Source organism: Streptomyces sp. NPDC007971 (assembly GCF_042958635.1).
GTDB lineage: Bacteria > Actinomycetota > Actinomycetes > Streptomycetales > Streptomycetaceae > Streptomyces.
The window spans coordinates 43311-60700 of sequence record NZ_JBIBJK010000002.1 but is presented as its reverse complement, the minus strand read 5'-3'; the positions used below and the strand labels follow the sequence as shown (position 1 = coordinate 60700).

Below are 17390 nucleotides of genomic sequence, written 5' to 3'. Positions count from 1 at the left end.
TGGTCCGCATGCGAGCGGTGGTGCAGAGGGTGGACGGCGCGAGCGTCGTCGTGGACGGCGAGACGGTGGGCGCGATCGAGGGCGAGGGGCTGTGCGTCCTCGTCGGGGTCACCCACGAGGACACCAAGGAGAAGGCGGCCCAACTGGCGCGCAAGCTCTGGTCCCTCCGGATGCTCCAGGACGAGAAGTCGTGCAGCGACATCGATGCCCCGTTGCTCGTCATCAGCCAGTTCACCCTCTACGGCGACGCCCGCAAGGGCCGGCGCCCCACCTGGAACGCGGCCGCCCCCGGCGATGTGGCCGAGCCGCTGGTGGAAGAGGTGGTCGCCCGGCTGCGCGCGCTGGGCGCGACGGTGGCGACCGGCCGGTTCGGGGCACAGATGCGGGTGTCCCTGACGAACGACGGCCCGTTCACCGTACTCCTGGAGATCTGACGAGCTCCGGGGCACGGCCAAACGCTACAACTTCCTCCGCACCCGGGCGAGTTGTTCGAGAGTTGTTTTATGGGCCGACCAAGTGGGGACAACTGGAACTGAGCTGGTTGCCAACTCCTACGAGATGGCGGACCCTCACTTCGACCCCCTGTCAGCCCAGGTGAGTCGGATGACGGACGGGGCCTGTAGCAGCGGGCCCCGCCTTTGCTACGCCCAACGGCGCAGCACCCCTCCCGCAGCCGTGCGATTTTGATTATCCGCCAATTTGGAATGCCTGGCTCCGGTTTTCCGCGGGCATCTCTCCGGACACGGAACACGCGGCTGCTACCGCTTGTCCCGTGCTCAACCCCTCACCTGGGCTGACGAAGGAAGGGAGCGGAGGATGGACGAGCAGGACGGCCGCAGGGCGGTCGCGCGGTTACCCATGTCGAACGCCATAGCGGCGGTGATCATCGCCGTCGCGGCCCTGACGGCCGGCATCGTGGTGCTGGTCCTGATGCCGGGGACGTTCGAAGCGCTGGGCACGTCGGCGACGATCAGCGGCTCCGGTTTCACGCTGGCGGCGCGGATCGCCGTGCCGCGCTGAGCCGAGAACTGCCGGGCCCCTCTCACACGGGTCCCGGCAGTACTCCCGCCCGCCCTGCCCCTCAGGGCTCCACGACGACTTCCTGGGCGGCAGCCGTGTTCCCGGCCACCAGGGGCTCGTTCACCGGGATGTTGCGCTTGACCAGCGCCAAGGCCACCGGTCCCAGCTCGTAGTGGCGCACGGAGGTCGTCACGAAACCGATCTTGCGTCCGTCCGGGCCCTCGCCGGCGACCCGGATCTCCGTGCCCGGCGCGGGCAGATGGACCTCGCTGCCGTCCAGGTGCAGGAAGACCAGCCGGCGGGGCGGCTTCCCCAGGTTCTGCACCCGGGCCACCGTCTCCTGGCCCCGGTAGCAGCCCTTCTGGAGGTGGACCGCGGTGCCGATCCAGCCCAGCTCGTGCGGGATGGTGCGGTGGTCGGTCTCGAAGCCGAGGCGGGGGCGATGGTGCTCGACGCGCAGCGCCTCGTAGGCGAGCAGACCGGCGGCGGGACCCGCCTTCGCCGCGAAGTCCTCCAGACCGGCCCGCGGCAGGAAGAGATCACGGCCGTGCGCCGTCTCGCGTACGACGACACCCTCGGGCACCTCGGCGATCGAGCCGGCCGGCAGGTGCACCACGGCGATGTCGGCCGTGCGGTCGGCGACCTCCACCCGGTAGAAGAACTTCATCGAATCCAGGTACGCGATCAGCGCCTCCTGGGTGCCCGGCTCGACATGGGCCCAGACCGTCGCACCGTCGTCCACGAGGTACAGGGCGTGTTCGATGTGCCCGTGCGCGGACAGGATCAGCGCCTCGGTGGCCTCGCCCACGGGCAGGTCGCTGACGTGCTGGGTGAGCAGCAGATGCAGCCAGCTCAGGCGGTCCTCACCGGTGACGGTCACCACCCCGCGGTGGGAGAGGTCGACGAAACCGGTGCCGTCGGCAAGGGCTCGCTGTTCGCGGAACAGGTCGCCGTAGTGGGCGGCGACGCCTTCGTCCACTCCCTCGGCGGGGACGGCGCCGGGCAGGGACAGCAGGGGGCTCTTCATATGGGTAAGCCTACGACCTGGTACTTGACCCCTTGAGCGAACAGGCCTGACAGCGGCCGAAGATCGCGAAGTGCTTCATGTCGGTGTCGAAGCCGAACTGCTCGCGCAGCTTGGCCGTGAAGTCCGCGGCCACCTCGACGTCCGCCTCGATGACGTTCTCGCAGTCGCGGCACACCAGGTGCAGATGGTGATGGCGGTCGGCGAGGTGGTAGGTGGGTGCTCCGTGGCCGAGGTGGGCGTGGCTGACCAGGCCCAGTTCCTCCAGCAGCTCCAGCGTGCGGTAGACGGTGGAAATGTTGACCCCCGACGCCGTCTTCCTCACTTCGCCGAGGATGTCGTCAGGGGTCGCATGCTCCAGGGTGTCCACGGCTTCGAGCACGAGTTGCCGCTGCGGCGTCAGCCGGTAGCCGCGCTGCCTGAGGTCGCTCTTCCAGTCGGTGCTCACCACACCACAGAGTCTAGGACTACTTGAAGAAAGCGATGCCGTCGTCCGGAAGGTCGTCCGGAAGGGCCTTGGCCCAGCGCTCGACCTCCTCCGGGGTGACGACCTTCTTCAGGTGCGCCGACATGTAGGGGCGCAGCTCGACCTCGGGGGTCTGCTTCTCGCCGACCCACATCAGGTCGCTCTTGACGTAGCCGTACAGCCGCTTGCCGCCGGAGTAGGGGGCGGATGCGGCCGTGCGCGCCATGGTGTCCGTGGCCAGGTCGATCTGCGGCTTCTGATGGGCCAGCTCGCCGTACCAGATCTCGACGACACCGTCGTCGCGGGTCGTGGTGACCTCGACCTTGCGGTCGGCGTCGATGCGCCAGAAGCCGGACTCCGACTCCAGCGGGCGGACCTTGTTGCCGTCGTTGTCCAGCACCCAGGTGTGCGAGTGGTACTCCAGGAAGTCCCGGCCGTCGTGGCTGAAGGTGACTTCCTGACCGAAGTTGCACTTCTCGGAGCCCGGGAAGTCGTGCACGCCCGCGCCGGCCCAGGTGCCGAGCAGGAAGGCGAGCGGGACGAGGTCCTTGTGCAGGTCGGACGGAATCTCGATCATGAGCGGCAGTTCCTAGGTGGGGGTCAGCGCTGGCCCTGGTACAGCTTCTTCACGGTCAGTCCGGCGAACGCGAGAACGCCGACGCAGACCAGGACCAGCAGGGTTTCGAAGAAGATCTCCACGGATGCTCCTTGAGCGAGGGTGGGCGTACGACAGAGCCGGGCCCCAGCTTACGCGGCCGGGGCACCGCGCTCCTTCCGAGGTGGGCCTCAGCCGAGCAGCTGCTCCTGCAGCACGACCGTCTGCTGGAAGGGCACCGCCTTCGCGCCGCCCTTGCGGGACTGCACGACGAGTCCGAGGACGTCGCCCGAGAGGACGTAGGCCTGCCGGACCTGTTCGGCGCCGTACGGCCGGGACTCGTCGTACGCGTAGTGCAGCACGTTGGGGACCTGGGCGCGCTCCGGGAACTGCTCGTCCATCGTCGAGCGGGGTGCCCCGCGCAGGGCGTGGGCGGGCTGGTCGTAGCCGGAGAAGTGGTCCTGCTGAACCGTTCCGGCGACCAGACCCGTGTCGAACTGGAGCAGGTAGATACGGGTGCGGGTGCCGTCCGGCATGGTCCAGCCGCGGGCGGCGATGTGCCTGAGGCCGCGGTCGGTGAACTCGCCGGCCAGGGTGTCCCGGTCCTCCTTGGAGGCGTACTCGGCGAGGAAGACCTTCGGCTCGACCCACCCGTGGTCGCCGGCGAGCGCCTTGTCCGCCGTGCCGCCCCGGGGCGCCGGCAGGACCAGTCGTCGCAGGTCGGCGTAGTGGGCGGTGGCCCTGTTGGTGTCGGCGAAGGGAGCCGGGCTGCCGGCGGGCAGCGGCGGGTGGACGATCTGCGGGTAGTCCCAGCGGCCGTCCGACCGGGTGGCCAGTCCGGGAAGGTCGTCCCGCTTCATCTGCGTGACGCCGTACGCCGTGGCGCCGCCGGCCACCGCGAAGACGACGACGGCAGCGGCCCACCGCAGGACGGACCGGAGCCGGCGGCGGTCCTTGCGACCGGCGGCGGACTCCAGGGGGAAAGGGGTGGGCTCCGGCTCACCGGTGATCGGGGCGGGCTCCGGCTCCACGGTGACCGGGGTCGGATCCGGCACCACGGTGACCGGGTCCTGCTCCGGCTCCACCACGGCCGGGCCGGCCTCCGGCGCTCGGGCCTCCGGCGCCTGGGACTCCAGGGGGCGGGGCTCCGTCGCTCGGGGCTCCGGTGTCCCGGGTGCAGGTGTGGTCCGCTGGTGCTGGGTCATACGGACTCCCCGGGGTCCTTGATGCGGTCGAGCTGTCGGGCGACGAAGAGGGCGAGGGCGTTGGTGTCGAGCGAACGGTTTCCCGAGACGTTGACGCCGACCAGCACGTTGCCCGCGTAGGCCGAGCAGAACATGCGCGCGAGCTTCTCACCGTCGCCCTTCGGCGTGAGGAAGCAGGCCGCGTTCTTGTGACCCGGGATCGCCGGGCCCTTGCGGAACACCTGGAGGGCGGTGAACGTCTCCCGCTGGCCGGCCGCGAGGTCGCGCACCGAGGTGCGGTTCTCCATCTGCAGCAGCTGGAAGCTGATGGTGAAGGCGTGCTTCTGGGAGACCGACCAGGTGTCCGCGCGCTGGTAGCTGCGCATCGCCATGCCCACGATGTGCTGCTTGTCGATCATCTCCTCCAGCTTCCGCCGGGTCTGCGGCGGCAGACCGCGGATCGACTGCTTGCGCAGGGCGGTGGCCTCGGCCCCGTCCAGCTCGGCGTCCGAGCCGAAGCCGCCGATGTCCGGCCCCCGGGTATATCCGGTGGCGCTCCGGTCGAACGGCAGCAGCATTCCGCGCAGCCCCGGGGCCTGCTGGTTCCCCTTGCTCTTCGCCTGCGCCCCAGGGAACGTCCAGACCGGCTTGCCGGGATCACGGTCGGCGCCCGAGACGGTCACGGCGGTGAATCCGACCCCGGCGACGACGGTGAGGGCGAGCAGGGCGGCCCCGAGCACGCCGGCGGTACGGCGGCGGCGGAGGGTGCCTTTCGGGGGGAGTTGACCGGGGGACGCGGCAGGAAACCCGGTGGAGCGCTCGGCCGGATGCTCGGCGGGGTCCTCGGCGAGCGGCTGCACGGCCGGGGACTGCACGGCCTGCCCGGCCGGAGGCTGCTCAGGCTGCCCGGTGGGGGAATCGGTGTTGAGCTCGCTCACAGACGGGACACCTGCCGCTTCGCCAGGTCCATGATCTTCTTCTCGGGGACCGGCCTGGTGTCGGTGACCCAGATCTCCATGACGAGGTCGCCGCGCGAGGCCAGCGCCTCGGCCTGGTACATCGGCAGATAGCCCGGCTCGGTGTCGGGCCGGTGGTGCACCCACACCATGCCGTCGCCGGTGCCGGGCACGGCCCGGCTGTCGGTGTCGGGCCTGCGCTCGGACCAGTACTGCTGGTCCTCCACATGCTGCGAGGCGGCCAGCTTGACCTCCTCGCGGTACTGCACGAGCCGGATCTCGACGGAGTACGTGCCGATGTGCCAGCTGGTGACGGCGGCTCGGCGGAAGTCGTCTCCGAGCTGACGGCCGAAGGCCTGGGCGGGGTTGTCGAAGGCGCCCGCGTAGTCGGCCAGGTCCATCCAGCCGTCGGAGTCCGTGAAGGCCGTCGCCCGTGCTGCCCGCGGCCGCTGCAGCAGCAGCTTGCGCAGGTCGCCGTCCGTCTTCACCCGGCGGTCCTGCGCGGCGGTCAGCACCGCCACGTCTCCATGGGCCTGCCGGACGGCGGGCTGGGAGAGGGACGGCAGCTTCGTGGGCGGGCGGTCCGCCTGCACGAGATAGCCGGTGCACACGCCCGCGACGACGCCGAGGGCGGCGGCCGAGGCGATCAGCGCGGCGGTGCGGCCACGCCGGTGTACCGGAGCTTCCGGTCTTTCTGGCACTTCCAAGACGTCCCCCCACAGAACGTGTAGCGCACATGATCTATGCGCGCGCACAGGAGACCCGCGGCCCGCGAAGGGAGTTGTAAAGGTGTTGATTACGATTCGGTCATGCAGAAGAAGCTTGTGATCAAGGTGACGGCCGGGGCGGACGCCCCCGAGCGCTGCTCGCAGGCGTTCACGGTGGCCGCGGTGGCCGTGGCCAGTGGGGTCGACGTCTCCCTGTGGCTGACCGGGGAGTCGTCCTGGTTCGCGCTGCCGGGGCGGGCCGCCGAGTTCGAGCTGCCGCATGCGGCGCCGCTGCCGGACCTGATCGACTCGGTCCTCGCGGCCGGCCGCGTCACGCTGTGCACGCAGTGCGCCGCCCGGCGGGAGATCACCGAGAAGGACGTCATCGAGGGCGTACGGATCGCGGGTGCACAGGTCTTCGTGCAGGAGGCGCTGGGGGACGAGACGCAGGCCCTCGTCTACTGACCGGCCCAGGACGTGCCTCAGAAGTGGGTGCCGCCGTCGATGCGGACCTCCGTGCCCGTGATGAACCTGCCGTCCTGCGAGGCCAGCATCGCGACGACCGACGCCACGGTCTCCGGGCCGGCGAAGCCCTGCCCGAGCGCGGGGGAGAGCTTCGCGAACAGGCGCATGTCGGCGTCCTCGGGCAGCCCGGGACCGGCGCTCTGTCCGCTGGCTCCGCTGCCGTCCGTCATGCCGGAGGAGATGGATCCCGGCTGTACGGCGGTGAACCGGATGCCCCGCCCGGCGTACTCGGCGGCCAGGGCGTGGGTCATGGACTGGATGCCGCCCTTGCTGGCCGCGTAGGCCGCCATATAGGGGTGCGCGAAGGTCGCCGAGGTCGAGCTGAAGTTGACGACGGCGGCGTCCCGGCCGTCGAGCAGCGCCGGGATCGACTCGCGGATGACCAGGAACGTGCCGACGAGGTTCACCCGCAGAATGCGCTCGAACTCGTCGAGACCGGTCTCGTGGGTGTGCGAGGAGCGCAGGATGCCGGCCGCGTTGACGAGGACGTCCAGGCCGCCCAGCGCCCTGGTCGCGGCGGCCACCCCGGCCCGCACGGAGGCTTCGTCGGCGATGTCGACGACGAGCGTGGTGAGCCGGTCCGCGTGGGCGGCGGCCTTCTGGGCGGTGTCCCTCAGGCCGCGCTCGCTGACGTCGGCGGCCACGACGGTGCCGCCCTCGGCGAGCAGCCGCAGCGCGGTGGCCTGGCCTATGCCCGAGCCGCCGCCGGTGACCAAGGCGCGACGGCCGTCGTAGCGGTTCATGTGTTTCTCCAACCCGGCGCCGCCGCTGTCCGGGCGGACCGTCATGGCGCCTGCTCTCTTCCGCCGGGCGCCTCGATGCCGCTTCACGTTACGCCTAAGTGGCACGATTTGCCATCTCGTCACATCATGCCGCACTGAGGTTGCACGCCGTACTCTGCTGGGGTGAGCACCGAGCCGTCCCCGTCCCTGACCGAGCGCCGCAAGGCCGCCACCCAGCTCGACATCGCGCACGCGGCGGCGGAGCTGTTCGCCACCCAGGGCCCGCACGCCACGACGGCCGAGGAGATCGCCCGGCGCGCGGGGGTCGCGCTGCGGACCTTCTACCGGTACTTCCGCTCCAAGCAGGACGCCGTCAGTCCGCTGCTCACGGTGGGGGCCGACCGCTGGCGGGCGCTGCTGGAGGCCACGGAACCGGGCACGGCCCTGGGCCCTGCACTGCGGACCGCGGTCGAGCAGGCGCTGGCGGCGCCGGACGCGGAGGCCGCCGATGCGCTGCTGCGCACGCGCGGACTGCTGCGGGCCGTCGCCGACGATCCCGCGCTGCGCGCGGTGTGGTACCGGGTGAACCAGGAGTCCGAGGAGCGTCTCGTCCCGGTGATCGCGCGCCTGTCGGACGGCCGGGGCGGACCCCTGGAGGTACGGCTCGTGGCGGCAGCCGCCACCGATGCCATCCGGATCGCGCTGGAGACGTGGGCGGGCACGGACGCCGGGGTCGAGGGGCCGGGGTCACCGGCCGAGCTGGCGGTCCACTGCCTGCGCCGGCTGATTCCGATGTCCCCCTAGGGGCGCGGCCGTTTCTTGCCGTCCAGTTCGTCCCACCACTCGTCGGACTGCGGGTCACCCGAGGGGTCGTCCCACCAGCGGTCCTCGGGACCGCGCCGGTTGGCCACCATCGCGGCCACGGGCGGGATCACCATGGCCACCACGCACATCCCGACCGCCGCGGGAACCGACCACAGGCGCACGACCGCCCAGGCCAGGACGAAGAGACCGATGCAGGTCCCCATCATGGCGAAGTACAGATGACGTCGCCGAGCCAACATGAGTCCAGAGTAGGTCCGGACGGGCCGAAGGGCCGCACCCCAGGCGTCCAACCCGGCGGGTGCGGCCCTTCGGCCGGTTCTTGAGGCTGCTCAGACCGCGATCGCGACCTCGGCGAGACCGCCCTGCTGAGCCACGACCGTACGGTCGGCGGTGGCACCGGGGACGAGGGCACGAACGGTCCAGGTGCCCTCCGCCGCATAGAAGCGGAACTGCCCCGTGGCGGAGGTGGGAACCTCCGCGGTGAACTCGCCGGTCGAGTCCAGCAGCCGGACGTAGCCGGTCACCGGCTCGCCGTCGCGGGTCACCTGACCCTGGATCGTGGTCTCACCGGGCTTGATCGTCGAGGCGTCCGGGCCGCCGGCCTTCGCTCCACACATGTCTGTCTCCGTAAGGGGTCTGACCAGAAGGTCGGTCGGGATGGGTTACTTGCCGGCGCCGAGCTCGATCGGCACGCCCACGAGGGAGCCGTACTCGGTCCAGGAGCCGTCGTAGTTCTTGACGTTCTGGAGACCGAGCAGCTCGTGCAGCACGAACCAGGTCAGGGCCGAGCGCTCACCGATGCGGCAGTAGGCGATCGTGTCCTTGGCGAGGTCCACGTCCTCCTGGGCGTACAGCTCCTTGAGGTCGTCGTCCGACTTGAAGGTGCCGTCGTCGTTGGCGTTCTTCGACCACGGGATGTTCTTCGCGGTCGGGACGTGGCCGGGACGCTGCGACTGCTCCTGCGGGAGGTGAGCCGGCGCGAGCAGCTTGCCGGAGAACTCGTCGGGCGAACGGACGTCGACCAGGTTGTTCGAGCCGATCGCGGCGACCACCTCGTCGCGGAAGGCGCGGATGGCGGTGTTCTGCGCCTTGGCCTTGTAGCCGGTGGTGGCGCGCTCGGGCACCTCGGAGCCGTCGACCAGCTCGCGGGCGTCCAGCTCCCACTTCTTGCGGCCGCCGTCGAGGAGCTTGACGTTCTCGTGGCCGTACAGCTTGAAGTACCAGTAGGCGTACGAGGCGAACCAGTTGTTGTTGCCGCCGTAGAGGATCACCAGCGTGTCGTTGGCGATGCCCTTCTTCGACAGGAGCTTCTCGAAGCCCTCCTGGTCGATGAAGTCGCGGCGGACCGGGTCCTGGAGGTCCTTGGTCCAGTCGATGCGGATCGCGTTCTTGATGTGGTTCTTCTCGTAGGCGGACGTGTCCTCGTCCACCTCGACGATGGCGATGGTCGGGTCGTCCAGGCGCTCCTGCAACCAGTCGGCGTCGACCAGGACGTCGCTGCGGCTCATGCTCTTTCTCCTCCGGGGCAGTTACGGCGGGGCGTGCGAGTTCAGAGGGTGCGCGCTCGGGCCCGAGCGGCGCACGGGTGCCCTTCCAGACAGGGCGGCCGAGAATGCGGCATCCGCGGGATCACCCGCAGAATTTCGCTCAGAAGGGGCGACAGAGCATGGCGGCAACGCGGCACAGGTCCACTGCCCGCCGCTTCGTGAGATCCGCCTGTCCCCGCGGCTGGAGGACGCTTGTCGAGTACCGCATGGCCACGATCGTAGGGACGTCCGGGCGGGCGTGTCACCGGCATGTCGCATCCTGAGACGCGATCGTCCGAATTGTGGGATGGAAAGGGCGCCCGGGCCGTCGCACGACGGCCTCCGGGCGCCTGTACCGGTCCGGACATCTGCGGTGCGGACATGGGCGTCTCGCCTGTCGGACGCCCCTGGTCCCACCGGTTCCCCAGCGGTCGGAAACTACCCCGCCAGCTTGACGTCCGAACCCTTCACCGTGATCTCCACGCCCTTCTCGGCGGCCTCCACCTTGTCCAGCTTGATGCCGCCGGGGAGCTGGTCGACGGCCTGCTGGAAGTCGGTGATCCGGCGGACGCGGTCCTCGGCGATGGCCCCGCCGCCGAGCGCGGGCAGCGAGTCGGCGTGCACCTTGACCTTGTCGTTCTCCACGGTGACCGTGCTCAGGACGTAGACCGGGTTGGGCAGTTTGGTACCGAGGACCGTGGCGTCGACCGCGACCTTGATCTTGCCGTTTCCGCCGTCGGACAGGCCGACGACCCGGGCCGTGACGCCCGGGGCGACCGGCGTCGGCTCGGACTTGGCGGTCTTCAGCAGCTCGTCGTACGCGATCGTCGCGGTGCCGGTGGCGGTGGCCGCGGTGGCCGAGCTGTAGTCGCCGGAGAACTCGACGCCCTTCATGTCGGCCTTGAGGTCGTCGATGCGGATGGTCTTGCCGCCGGTGCCCGTGGCCGCCTCGTAGTCCTTGATGCCGACCTCGACGTCGTCCAGGGAGCCGTCCGCGACCTGGGTCAGGAACGGGAAGCCCTTGATGCTCACGTCCGGGGTCGACGCCAGGTTCTCGGTCGTCTTCAGCTTGTCCGCGGCCTCGCCCTCGGCGAAGTACACGGCCACCCGGTCCACGATCACGAAGAGCCCGCCCAGGATCACGACGAGGATCAGGATTATTCGCAGGGCGCGCATGTGGTGTTTCCCCCGGGTCGGCGGTGTACGGCTACGCCACGGTAACCCTGCGGGGCTCGGCCGGGTTCTGTTTGTGGATCACTTGTGACAGGGCGCCGCGGGAAAGGCCGGGTACGGGGTTTCGCCGCAGGAGTGCGGACTGCCCGCCGGGTGCGGGTGCGTGGAGGCCGTTCGCGCAGTTCCCCGCGCCCCTGGGAAGTCGCTCGGCGCGACGCCGTGAGGGGCGCGGGGAACTGCGCGACGAGCCACGACGGACCTGCACCCGGCAAGAGGGACACACCCCTGCGGCGGCTAGCCCAGGGCGCGGCCCAGGGTCCACACCACCGGTGCCGCCGCCGAGAGAGGAAGCGCCACGCCCGCCGTGAAGTGGACGAAGCGGGACGGGTAGTCGTAGCTCGCGACCCGGTGGCCGATCAGCGCGCAGGCCGCTGCCGCCGCCCCCAGGGCCGCACCCTTCGTGCCGCCCACCGCGATCCCCGCGCCCGCCGCCGCGAGCAGGGAGACCACGACCGAGGCCGGGCCGGGCAGAGGCAGGGCGCGGGCCAGGACGGCCACCGCGACCGCCGACGCGCCCACCGAGACCGCGTGCGGCTCGGCGCCGAGGTAGCCCGTGGCCAGAACCGTGAGGGCCGCGGAGACGACCGTCGCCATCAGGCCGTACATCCGCTCGTCGGGCGAGGCGTGCGAGCGCAGCTGGAGCACCAGCGACAGCAGGACCCAGATGCCGAGCGGGCCGAGGATCGCGGCCGGCGCGTGCTCGCGGCCCGCGGCCAGGACCGCCACGTCCGCGGCGAGCCCGCCCGCGAAGGCCAGCGCGATGCCCTGCCGGGCCGGCCACATGCCGTTCAGCCGGAACCAGCCCGCCGCCATGACGGCCTGGAGCAGCACCAGCGGCACCACGAGGGCCCACGAGGCGATGGGCGCCGAGACGGCGAGCAGCACACCCAGCACCGCGGTGAGCAGCGCCGGCTGCATGCCGGGCGGGATGATCGGCGAGCGGCCCTCGGCCCGGGCCCGCTGGGCGTCGGTGACGCGGGCGTTGCCGGCGAGGGTGGCGGGGCCGTAGCCGGCATCGCCCGCGTCGGACGCCGGCTCGGCGGCCGGCTCCTGGACCGGGGACGCGTACGGCTGCGGCGCGGGTGTGGGCGCAGGTCTGGGCGTGGGTCTGGGCGCGGGTGCGGCTTCGGGAGCGGGTGCGGCCGGCGAGGGGGCGGCTGCGGACGCGGTTCCCGCTTCGGGCGCGGACGCCGGGAAGGCTCCGTACGACGGCTGCTGTGGGTGGGCCGGCTGCTGATAGCCCTGCTGCTGGTAGTCCTGCCGCTGGTACGCGTCGTGAGGCGACTGCTGCTGGTAGGCGTCGTGGGACGGCTGCTGCTGGAACGCGTCGTGGGGCGGCTGCTGCTGGTAGGCGTCGTGAGGCTGCGGGTACGCCGTCTCCTGCGCCGCCGGCATCGTCCCGTGCGTCTGCGTCTCCCAGGTCTGGCCCTGCCACTGCTGGGTGTGCTGCGGGTCGTACCCGGGCTGCTCGTACTGTCCCGCCTGCGCCGGGTACTGGTCGTACGCGGACCAGGCCTGCTGCGCCTGCTGCTGCTGGTGGGACTGGTGCTGCGGATGCGCCTGTTGCTGCTGGTGGGACTGGTGCTGCGGCTGGGGCTGCTGGTGCTGCGGCTGGTGCTGCGGATGCTGCTGTTGATAGGGGTCGTAGCCCTCGTACGGGCCGCCCTGATACTGCTGGTCGCTCATCGCCTCACCCTCCTGCGAACGGCGGGAGCACCTCGACCGTGCCGCCCTCGGCCAGCCGTACCGTCTCATGCGCGCGGGTCCCGACGGGGTCACCGTCGACGAGGAAGGAGCATCGCTGCAGGACGCGCGTCAGTTCACCGGGGTGTCGCGCACGCACGGCGGCGAGCGCGTCGGCGAGGGTGGCCGCGTCGTACGGCTCCTCGGCGACCTGGGCCGCGGCCTTGGCAGCGGCCCAGTACCGGACCGTGACCTTGGGCATCTGGTTCCTCAATCGACGGCAGGAAAGAACAAAAGATGGTCGGGGTCAGGCTAGCCCGCCTGTGCGAGCGCCCAGTCCCCGATCCGGGCCAGCAGCCCGTCGTCCGCCGCGTGCTCGGCATGCCCCATGCCGGACTCCAGCCAGAGTTCGCCGTGCCCGCCCGCCGCCTCGGCGAGCATCCGGGGATGGTCCAGGGGGAAGTAGCCGTCCCGGTCGCCGTGCACGATCAGCAACGGCGCCGGCGCGATGCCCGGCACCGCCTCCACCGGGGAGAGGGGCACGGGGTCCCAGTCCCTGTGGTGGATGCGGGTGCGCAGGCCGTAGCGGCCGACCACGCGGCCCTCGGGGCGGGTGACCAGCCAGTGCAGGCGGCGCATGGGAGCCGTGCCCCGGTAGTACCAGCGCGCGGGGGCGCTGACCGAGACCACCGCGTCGACCGCGCCCGGGTGCAGGGCCGCGTGCCGGAGCACCACCGAGCCGCCCATGGAGAAGCCGACGGTCACCACGCGCGCGTGCCCGAAGCCCCGCGCCCACTGGACCGCGGCGGCCAGGTCCAGCACCTCCCGGTCGCCGACCGTGGAGCGGCCGCCCGAGGCACCGTGCCCGCGGAAGGAGAAGGTGACGACGGCCCCGTAACGGGCCAGCACGCCCGCCACCCTTCGTACATGTGGCCGGTCGACGTCCCCGGTGAAACCGTGGGCGACCACGAACACGAGGTCGCCCGAGAGTGGACGGGAGGTGTCCGGTGCGCCTTCGTATACGACCGTGCCCGGGTTGTATACGGAATCGACCGCGATCCCGTCGGCAGTGCGCAGGAACGTCCGGATAGGCGCCCTTCTGCCTGTCTCGCCATACGGACGATCGGTGGAACGTGCCGCTTGACCTGCCGGGCGGTTGCTCATGTGGGCTATTCTGCTGGGCAGAGGACTCGGGCAGCGAAGCCCCCGGGTCCTTTTGTGCTTTCGGACGCGTTGTATACGAAGCGGGAAACCGCCGGTGTACGGGCTTTCGGGATCGCAGAGCAGTGCCCGTCCGCACAGTCCTCGCAGGGACCGAGGAGGAACCGACGTATGAGTTCTCTGCTGCTCCTGACCAACGCCCTCCAGCCGTCGACGGAGGTGCTCCCCGCGCTCGGCCTGCTTCTCCACAACGTGCGGGTGGCTCCGGCCGAGGGACCCGCCCTCGTCGACACCCCGGGCGCCGATGTCATCCTCATCGACGGGCGCCGTGATCTGCCGCAGGTGCGCAGCCTGTGCCAGCTGCTGCGCTCCACCGGCCCCGGCTGTCCGCTCGTGCTCGTCGTCACCGAGGGCGGGCTGGCCGCCGTCACCGCCGACTGGGGCATCGACGACGTTCTGCTCGACACGGCCGGCCCGGCCGAGGTCGAGGCCCGGCTGCGGCTGGCCATGGGCCGCCAGCAGATCGTCAACGACGACTCGCCGATGGAGATCCGCAACGGCGACCTGTCCGTGGACGAGGCGACCTACTCGGCCAAGCTCAAGGGCCGCGTCCTCGACCTCACCTTCAAGGAGTTCGAGCTCCTCAAATACCTCGCCCAGCACCCGGGCCGCGTCTTCACCCGCGCCCAGCTGCTGCAGGAGGTCTGGGGCTACGACTACTTCGGCGGCACCCGGACCGTGGACGTGCACGTACGGCGGCTGCGCGCCAAGCTCGGCCCCGAGCACGAGTCGCTGATCGGGACCGTCCGCAACGTCGGTTATCGATTCGTGACGCCCGAGAAGGGCGACCGGTCCGGCGACGACACCAAGTCCAAGGCGGGCCGGGCAAAGGCGGACGATGCCGACACTTCTGCCGTCCTGGACGGCTCCGAGCTCCACGCGGACGCCTAGCGGAGGCATGGACACCGCTTTGGGCGGGCATTGCTTCCGCACAGTCGGCATGCGATAAGCCCTGCCCAGAGCGGGTCCATCCGCGTAGACTCCGCGCGTGGCCAAGGTGACTCGCGATGACGTGGCACGGCTGGCTGGAACCTCCACAGCCGTCGTCAGTTATGTCATCAACAACGGACCCCGGCCGGTCGCCCCGGCCACGCGCGAGCGTGTCCTCGCGGCGATCAAGGAGTTGGGGTACCGGCCCGACCGGGTCGCCCAGGCGATGGCCTCGCGCCGCACCGACCTGATAGGCCTGATCATCCCGGACGCCCGCCAGCCCTTCTTCGGCGAGATGGCGCACGCGGTGGAGCAGGCCGCCTCCGAGCGCGGGAAGATGGTGCTCGTCGGCAACACCGATTACATCGGCGAACGCGAGGTTCACTATCTGCGCGCGTTCCTCGGCATGCGGGTGGCCGGCCTGATCCTCGTCTCCCACGCCCTGAACGACCTCGCGGCGGCCGAGATCGACGCCTGGGACGCCCGGGTGGTGCTGCTGCACGAGCGCCCGGAGGCCATCGACGACGTCGCCGTCGTCACCGACGACATGGGCGGTGCCCAGCTCGCCGTACGCCACCTGCTGGAGCACGGCTACGAGTACGTCGCCTGTATGGGCGGTACGGCCGAGACGCCGGCCGTCGGCGACCCGGTCTCCGACCACGTCGAGGGCTGGCGGCGGGCCATGGCCGAGGCGGGCGTCACCACCGAGGGCCGTCTGTTCGAGGCGCCGTACAACCGCTACGACGCCTACCGGGTGGCCCTGGAGGTGCTCGCCGGTCCCGACCGGCCGCCGGCGGTCTTCTGCTCCACCGACGACCAGGCGATCGGTCTGCTGCGGGCCGCGCGCGAGCTGCGCATCGACGTGCCCGGCGAGCTCGCGGTGGCCGGCTTCGACGACATCAAGGAGGCGGCACTCGCCGACCCGCCGCTGACGACGGTCGCCTCGGACCGCTCGGCGATGGCGCGGGCGGCGGTGGATCTCGTCCTGGACGACGGGCTCCGGGTGGCGGGCTCACGGCGCGAGCGGCTGAAGACGTTCCCGTCCCGGCTGGTCGTGCGGACCAGCTGCGGCTGCGGCTGAACCCGTCGCGCTGAACCCGTCGGGTTGCGGCCGAACCCACCGGACTACGGCCGGCCGCTTCGTGCGCCGGCCGAGCCGGTCGCTCCGCATGCGCCACATGCACCCCATGGGCCCCATGCGCCAGAGCGTCGCGTGCTCCGGCCGGGCCGCCCTTCATGAAGGACGGGTGAGAGCCCTTCCCAAGCTGCGAGAAGCGTCCTTATATCGGGCAAACGAGGTTCTGCCGGGCTTCTCAGGGAGCACTCAGGAAGCTCTCATGGTGGCAGGGAAGGCTGTTTGTCATGACCGAGAGCATCCGCCGCAGCGGCGAGTACGAGTACGAGCACCCCCAGGGTCCCTACGCGCAGCAGCAGCACTACTCCGCTCCCGTGAACCCGCAGTGGCCGCCCCCTCCGGCGTACCACCCGGCGGCGGCCCCGGTCCCGGACCCGGCAACGGCCACCACGCCGATGCCCGCTGCCACGCCCGTGCCCTCTCCGTCGCCCACGCCCACGCCCGCACCCGCGCCGAACCGCAAGCGCGCCCGCGGACCGGTCGGCCTGCTCACGGCGGTGGCGATCGTCGCGGCCGCGGTCGGGGGCGGCACGGCCTACGCCTTCCGCGAGCTGGCCGGGAACGACACGGTCACCTCGGCCGGCACCACCACCAACGTGGTCCCCTCCAGCAAGAAGGGCGACGTCGCCGCGATCGCCTCCGCGGTCAGCCCGAGCGTCGTCGAGATCCAGGCGACCCTCTCCAACGGCACCTCCACCGGCTCCGGCGTCATCATCACCGGCAACGGCGAGATCGTCACCAACAACCACGTCGTCTCCGGCGCCGGCACGATCAAGGTGCGCACCAGCGACGGCAAGAGCTACCCGGCCGAGGTCGTCGGCACCGACAGCTCCAAGGACCTCGCGCTGATCAGGCTGAAGGGCGCCTCCGGCCTCAAGCCCGCCGCGCTCGGCAACTCCAGCGGCGTCCAGGTCGGTGACACGGTCGTCGCCATCGGCTCCCCCGAGGGCCTGACCGGCACCGTCACCAGCGGCATCGTCTCCGCGCTCGACCGTGACGTGACGGTCTCCACGGACGAGAGCCAGGGCCAGGACCAGAGCGGCGACGGACAGTGGCCGTTCCAGTTCGGCGGCCGCCAGTTCAACGGCGACACTGGCTCGTCCACGACCACGTACAAGGCCATCCAGACCGACGCCTCGCTCAACCCCGGCAACTCCGGCGGTGCACTGATCGACGCGAGCGGCCACATCATCGGCATCAACTCGGCCATGTACTCGTCGAGTTCGCAGGCCTCCTCGTCCTCGGACGCGGGCAGCGTCGGCCTCGGATTCGCGATCCCCGTCAACACCGTCAAGTCCGACCTGGCGAAGTTGCGGGCGGGCTCCACCAGCTGATCGATCCCCCGCACATCAGGGAGTACGTCATGATCAAGCAGGTTTCCCACCAGGGCGCCGGCACCGGTCCGGCCGCCCTCTCCCCGGCCCTCGCGGTCGCGTACGAACTGCACGCGTCGACCGCGGCGCCCCGGCCCACCCCGGTACCCCGCCCCGCGGAGGTCCCGCGCGTCCCCGAGATGATGGGCCTGCGCACCTCGGCCGACCGCCGGCACCGCCGCAAGGTGCCGCTGCGCCGCCTGAACACGGTCCACGGTCTGGCCGCGCTCCAGGCCTAGCCCGGCCTGCATGCCCGGCAGCCCGC

The 17390-nt window shown here is 71.1% G+C and carries 23 protein-coding genes; 8 read left to right on the top strand and 15 right to left on the bottom strand.

Annotation, left to right across the window (positions count from 1 at the left end):
* Positions 1-8 precede the first annotated feature (8 nt).
* A complete protein-coding gene (gene dtd / locus ACFZCP_RS04000; RefSeq protein WP_391423823.1) occupies positions 9-434 on the top strand; it encodes a D-aminoacyl-tRNA deacylase in 426 nt (141 codons plus the stop codon).
* Between the two features lie 382 nt (positions 435-816).
* The gene (locus ACFZCP_RS03995) at positions 817-1020 is read left to right on the top strand and encodes a hypothetical protein (RefSeq protein WP_362681783.1); all 204 of its coding nucleotides are present in this window, start codon (positions 817-819) and stop codon (positions 1018-1020) included.
* 61 nt (positions 1021-1081) lie between these two features.
* Here ACFZCP_RS03995 and ACFZCP_RS03990 read toward each other — a convergent pair whose 3' ends face one another.
* The 6 genes from ACFZCP_RS03990 to ACFZCP_RS03965 form a co-directional block, all read right to left on the bottom strand.
* Complete coding sequence (locus ACFZCP_RS03990; RefSeq protein WP_391423821.1) at positions 1082-2047, bottom strand: YgfZ/GcvT domain-containing protein; 966 nt, start codon at positions 2045-2047, stop codon at positions 1082-1084.
* Between the two features lie 10 nt (positions 2048-2057).
* A complete protein-coding gene (locus ACFZCP_RS03985; protein ID WP_362681789.1) occupies positions 2058-2495 on the bottom strand; it encodes a transcriptional repressor in 438 nt (145 codons plus the stop codon).
* Between the two features lie 16 nt (positions 2496-2511).
* Complete coding sequence (locus ACFZCP_RS03980) at positions 2512-3087, bottom strand: FABP family protein (RefSeq protein WP_362681792.1); 576 nt, start codon at positions 3085-3087, stop codon at positions 2512-2514.
* A 209-nt stretch (positions 3088-3296) separates the two neighbouring features.
* Complete coding sequence (locus tag ACFZCP_RS03975; RefSeq protein WP_391423819.1) at positions 3297-4310, bottom strand: hypothetical protein; 1014 nt, start codon at positions 4308-4310, stop codon at positions 3297-3299.
* Positions 4307-5227: a hypothetical protein gene (locus tag ACFZCP_RS03970; protein ID WP_391423818.1), complete on the bottom strand. Its 921-nt coding sequence runs from the start codon at positions 5225-5227 to the stop codon at positions 4307-4309. Before ACFZCP_RS03970 ends, ACFZCP_RS03975 begins: the two co-directional genes overlap by 4 nt.
* Positions 5224-5946 carry a hypothetical protein gene (locus ACFZCP_RS03965; protein WP_391423817.1) on the bottom strand — a complete coding sequence of 241 codons (723 nt, stop codon included), beginning with the start codon at positions 5944-5946 and terminating at the stop codon, positions 5224-5226. The genes ACFZCP_RS03970 and ACFZCP_RS03965 overlap by 4 nt, the downstream gene beginning before the upstream one ends.
* A gap of 108 nt (positions 5947-6054) precedes the next feature.
* On the opposite strand from ACFZCP_RS03965, the gene ACFZCP_RS03960 reads away from it, so the two are divergent.
* Positions 6055-6417, top strand: a complete 363-nt coding sequence (locus ACFZCP_RS03960) for a DsrE family protein (RefSeq protein WP_391423816.1) — start codon at positions 6055-6057, stop codon at positions 6415-6417.
* 17 nt (positions 6418-6434) lie between these two features.
* Here ACFZCP_RS03960 and ACFZCP_RS03955 read toward each other — a convergent pair whose 3' ends face one another.
* The gene (locus ACFZCP_RS03955) at positions 6435-7220 is read right to left on the bottom strand and encodes an SDR family NAD(P)-dependent oxidoreductase (protein ID WP_391423814.1); all 786 of its coding nucleotides are present in this window, start codon (positions 7218-7220) and stop codon (positions 6435-6437) included.
* A 162-nt stretch (positions 7221-7382) separates the two neighbouring features.
* Between ACFZCP_RS03955 and ACFZCP_RS03950 the strand changes: the two genes are divergently transcribed.
* Positions 7383-8003: a TetR family transcriptional regulator gene (locus ACFZCP_RS03950; protein WP_391423812.1), complete on the top strand. Its 621-nt coding sequence runs from the start codon at positions 7383-7385 to the stop codon at positions 8001-8003.
* Here the strand turns inward: ACFZCP_RS03950 and ACFZCP_RS03945 are convergent.
* The 8 genes from ACFZCP_RS03945 to ACFZCP_RS03910 form a co-directional block, all read right to left on the bottom strand.
* Positions 8000-8263: a DUF3099 domain-containing protein gene (locus tag ACFZCP_RS03945; protein ID WP_362681814.1), complete on the bottom strand. Its 264-nt coding sequence runs from the start codon at positions 8261-8263 to the stop codon at positions 8000-8002. The genes ACFZCP_RS03950 and ACFZCP_RS03945 overlap by 4 nt on opposite strands.
* Positions 8264-8353: 90 nt before the next feature.
* The gene (locus ACFZCP_RS03940) at positions 8354-8641 is read right to left on the bottom strand and encodes a DUF1416 domain-containing protein (RefSeq protein WP_010351646.1); all 288 of its coding nucleotides are present in this window, start codon (positions 8639-8641) and stop codon (positions 8354-8356) included.
* Positions 8642-8686: 45 nt separating this feature from the next.
* Positions 8687-9532 (bottom strand): rhodanese-like domain-containing protein, encoded by an 846-nt coding sequence (locus ACFZCP_RS03935; RefSeq protein WP_391423810.1) that lies wholly within the window; start codon positions 9530-9532, stop codon positions 8687-8689.
* Between the two features lie 139 nt (positions 9533-9671).
* The gene (locus ACFZCP_RS03930; RefSeq protein WP_348273507.1) at positions 9672-9779 is read right to left on the bottom strand and encodes an Ms5788A family Cys-rich leader peptide; all 108 of its coding nucleotides are present in this window, start codon (positions 9777-9779) and stop codon (positions 9672-9674) included.
* Positions 9780-9988: 209 nt separating this feature from the next.
* A complete protein-coding gene (locus tag ACFZCP_RS03925) occupies positions 9989-10726 on the bottom strand; it encodes an LmeA family phospholipid-binding protein (protein WP_391423808.1) in 738 nt (245 codons plus the stop codon).
* A gap of 291 nt (positions 10727-11017) precedes the next feature.
* Positions 11018-12469, bottom strand: a complete 1452-nt coding sequence (locus ACFZCP_RS03920) for a hypothetical protein (protein WP_391423806.1) — start codon at positions 12467-12469, stop codon at positions 11018-11020.
* A 4-nt stretch (positions 12470-12473) separates the two neighbouring features.
* Positions 12474-12728 (bottom strand): MoaD/ThiS family protein, encoded by a 255-nt coding sequence (locus tag ACFZCP_RS03915; RefSeq protein WP_067316158.1) that lies wholly within the window; start codon positions 12726-12728, stop codon positions 12474-12476.
* Between the two features lie 50 nt (positions 12729-12778).
* Entirely contained in the window at positions 12779-13630 is an 852-nt protein-coding gene (locus ACFZCP_RS03910; RefSeq protein ID WP_391423804.1) for an alpha/beta fold hydrolase, read from the bottom strand.
* A 168-nt stretch (positions 13631-13798) separates the two neighbouring features.
* On the opposite strand from ACFZCP_RS03910, the gene ACFZCP_RS03905 reads away from it, so the two are divergent.
* The 4 genes from ACFZCP_RS03905 (at position 13799) to ACFZCP_RS03890 (ending at position 17364) form a co-directional block, all read left to right on the top strand.
* Positions 13799-14578 (top strand): winged helix-turn-helix domain-containing protein, encoded by a 780-nt coding sequence (locus tag ACFZCP_RS03905; RefSeq protein ID WP_391423802.1) that lies wholly within the window; start codon positions 13799-13801, stop codon positions 14576-14578.
* A gap of 97 nt (positions 14579-14675) precedes the next feature.
* The gene (locus tag ACFZCP_RS03900; protein ID WP_391423800.1) at positions 14676-15698 is read left to right on the top strand and encodes a substrate-binding domain-containing protein; all 1023 of its coding nucleotides are present in this window, start codon (positions 14676-14678) and stop codon (positions 15696-15698) included.
* Positions 15699-15979: 281 nt separating this feature from the next.
* A complete protein-coding gene (locus ACFZCP_RS03895) occupies positions 15980-17086 on the top strand; it encodes a trypsin-like peptidase domain-containing protein (protein ID WP_391423798.1) in 1107 nt (368 codons plus the stop codon).
* Positions 17087-17115: 29 nt separating this feature from the next.
* Complete coding sequence (locus ACFZCP_RS03890) at positions 17116-17364, top strand: hypothetical protein (RefSeq protein ID WP_362681839.1); 249 nt, start codon at positions 17116-17118, stop codon at positions 17362-17364.
* Positions 17365-17390 lie beyond the last annotated feature (26 nt).

Excerpts from the sequence above, each read along its gene's own strand:
- dtd (WP_391423823.1), top strand. The coding sequence starts at position 9 with ATGCGAGCGGTGGTGCAGAGGGTGGACGGCGCGAGCGTCGTCGTGGAC.
- ACFZCP_RS03995 (WP_362681783.1), top strand. The coding sequence starts at position 817 with ATGGACGAGCAGGACGGCCGCAGGGCGGTCGCGCGGTTACCCATGTCG.
- ACFZCP_RS03990 (WP_391423821.1), bottom strand. The coding sequence starts at position 2,047 with ATGAAGAGCCCCCTGCTGTCCCTGCCCGGCGCCGTCCCCGCCGAGGGA.
- ACFZCP_RS03980 (WP_362681792.1), bottom strand. The coding sequence starts at position 3,087 with ATGATCGAGATTCCGTCCGACCTGCACAAGGACCTCGTCCCGCTCGCC.
- ACFZCP_RS03975 (WP_391423819.1), bottom strand. The coding sequence starts at position 4,310 with ATGACCCAGCACCAGCGGACCACACCTGCACCCGGGACACCGGAGCCC.
- ACFZCP_RS03960 (WP_391423816.1), top strand. The coding sequence starts at position 6,055 with ATGCAGAAGAAGCTTGTGATCAAGGTGACGGCCGGGGCGGACGCCCCC.
- ACFZCP_RS03955 (WP_391423814.1), bottom strand. The coding sequence starts at position 7,220 with ATGAACCGCTACGACGGCCGTCGCGCCTTGGTCACCGGCGGCGGCTCG.
- ACFZCP_RS03945 (WP_362681814.1), bottom strand. The coding sequence starts at position 8,263 with ATGTTGGCTCGGCGACGTCATCTGTACTTCGCCATGATGGGGACCTGC.
- ACFZCP_RS03940 (WP_010351646.1), bottom strand. The coding sequence starts at position 8,641 with ATGTGTGGAGCGAAGGCCGGCGGCCCGGACGCCTCGACGATCAAGCCC.
- ACFZCP_RS03935 (WP_391423810.1), bottom strand. The coding sequence starts at position 9,532 with ATGAGCCGCAGCGACGTCCTGGTCGACGCCGACTGGTTGCAGGAGCGC.
- ACFZCP_RS03930 (WP_348273507.1), bottom strand. The coding sequence starts at position 9,779 with ATGCGGTACTCGACAAGCGTCCTCCAGCCGCGGGGACAGGCGGATCTC.
- ACFZCP_RS03925 (WP_391423808.1), bottom strand. The coding sequence starts at position 10,726 with ATGCGCGCCCTGCGAATAATCCTGATCCTCGTCGTGATCCTGGGCGGG.
- ACFZCP_RS03920 (WP_391423806.1), bottom strand. The coding sequence starts at position 12,469 with ATGAGCGACCAGCAGTATCAGGGCGGCCCGTACGAGGGCTACGACCCC.
- ACFZCP_RS03915 (WP_067316158.1), bottom strand. The coding sequence starts at position 12,728 with ATGCCCAAGGTCACGGTCCGGTACTGGGCCGCTGCCAAGGCCGCGGCC.
- ACFZCP_RS03910 (WP_391423804.1), bottom strand. The coding sequence starts at position 13,630 with ATGAGCAACCGCCCGGCAGGTCAAGCGGCACGTTCCACCGATCGTCCG.
- ACFZCP_RS03905 (WP_391423802.1), top strand. The coding sequence starts at position 13,799 with ATGAGTTCTCTGCTGCTCCTGACCAACGCCCTCCAGCCGTCGACGGAG.
- ACFZCP_RS03895 (WP_391423798.1), top strand. The coding sequence starts at position 15,980 with ATGACCGAGAGCATCCGCCGCAGCGGCGAGTACGAGTACGAGCACCCC.
- ACFZCP_RS03890 (WP_362681839.1), top strand. The coding sequence starts at position 17,116 with ATGATCAAGCAGGTTTCCCACCAGGGCGCCGGCACCGGTCCGGCCGCC.